Below are 1142 nucleotides of genomic sequence, written 5' to 3'. Positions count from 1 at the left end.
CGTTGTGGACGGGGTTCACAGCAGGTCCTTGTGCACGGTGAGTTGGGCGTCGGTCGCGGCGATGACGTCGTTCACGTGCACGCCGGGTGCGGTTTCGGTGAGGAGGAGGCCGGTGTCGGTGATGTCGAGGACGGCGAGGTCGGTGATGATGCGGTTGACGCATGCTTTGCCGGTGAGGGGGAGGGTGCACTGGTTGAGGATTTTGGGTGTGCCGTCTTTGGTGGTGTGGGTCATGAGGGCGATGACCTGGCGGGCGCCGTGGACGAGGTCCATGGCGCCGCCGATGCCGGTGACGAGGGTGCCGGGGACGGCCCAGTTGGCGAGGTCGCCGTGGGCGGAGACCTGCATGGCGCCGAGGACGGCGACGTCGATGTGGCCGCCGCGGATCATGGCGAAGGAGAGGGCGGAGTCGAAGAAGGAGGCGCCGGGCAGGACGGTGACGGTTTCCTTGCCGGCGTTGATCAGGTCGGGGTCGACGGTGTCGTCGGTGGGGTAGGGGCCGGTGCCGAGGATGCCGTTCTCGGATTCGAGGATGACTTCGATGTCGGGGGGGAGGTGGTTGGGGATGAGGGTGGGCAGGCCGATGCCGAGGTTGACGTATTGGCCGTCGTGTAGTTCGCGGGCGGCGCGGGCGGCCATCTCCTGGCGGTTCCAGGGCATCAGTGGGTCACCGTCCGGCGTTCGGTCTTCTTGTCGGCTGCTTGTTGGGGGGTGAGGGGCAGGACGCGTTGGACGAAGATGCCGGGCAGGTGGACGGCGTCGGGGTCGATGGTGCCGGGTTCGGTGAGTTCTTCGACTTCGGCGATGGTGATTTTGCCGGCCATGGCGGCGAGGGGGTTGAAGTTGCGGGTGGATTTGCGGAAGACGAGGTTGCCGTGCCGGTCGCCGCGGGCGGCGCGGATGAGGGCGTAGTCGGTGCGGATGCCGTGTTCGAGGACGTGGGGGGTGCCGTCGAAGTCGCGTACTTCTTTGGCGGGGGAGGCGAGTGCGACGTTGCCGGAGGTGTCGTAGCGCCAGGGGAGGTTGCCGTCGGCGACCTGGGTGCCCACGCCGGCGGGGGTGTAGAAGGCGGGGATGCCGGCGCCGCCGGCGCGCAGGCGTTCGGCGAGGGTGCCCTGGGGGATGAGTTCCACTTCCAGTTC

General features: G+C 68.3%; 2 protein-coding genes. Both read right to left on the bottom strand.

The genetic code is table 11. The features are described 5' to 3' along the window. Positions 1 to 15 precede the first annotated feature (15 nt). Positions 16 to 660 carry a CoA transferase subunit B gene (locus ACLU3S_RS37005; protein ID WP_413956356.1) on the bottom strand — a complete coding sequence of 215 codons (645 nt, stop codon included), beginning with the start codon at positions 658 to 660 and terminating at the stop codon, positions 16 to 18. Beyond that, positions 660 to 1142: CoA transferase subunit A (locus ACLU3S_RS37000; RefSeq protein WP_413956355.1), on the bottom strand; the 483-nt coding region annotated here is incomplete at its 5' end. The genes ACLU3S_RS37000 and ACLU3S_RS37005, both read right to left, overlap by 1 nt.

It is taken from the genome of Streptomyces sp. AF1A (genome assembly GCF_047340315.1).
In the GTDB taxonomy this organism is placed as follows: Bacteria; Actinomycetota; Actinomycetes; order Streptomycetales; family Streptomycetaceae; genus Streptomyces.
Note: the sequence above shows the minus strand (reverse complement) of the source record. Positions and strands in the feature narration are given on the sequence as shown.

What these genes read in the sequence shown, in the direction of transcription:
- ACLU3S_RS37005 (WP_413956356.1), bottom strand. Translation starts at nt 660, where the DNA reads ATGCCCTGGAACCGCCAGGAGATGGCCGCCCGCGCCGCCCGCGAACTA.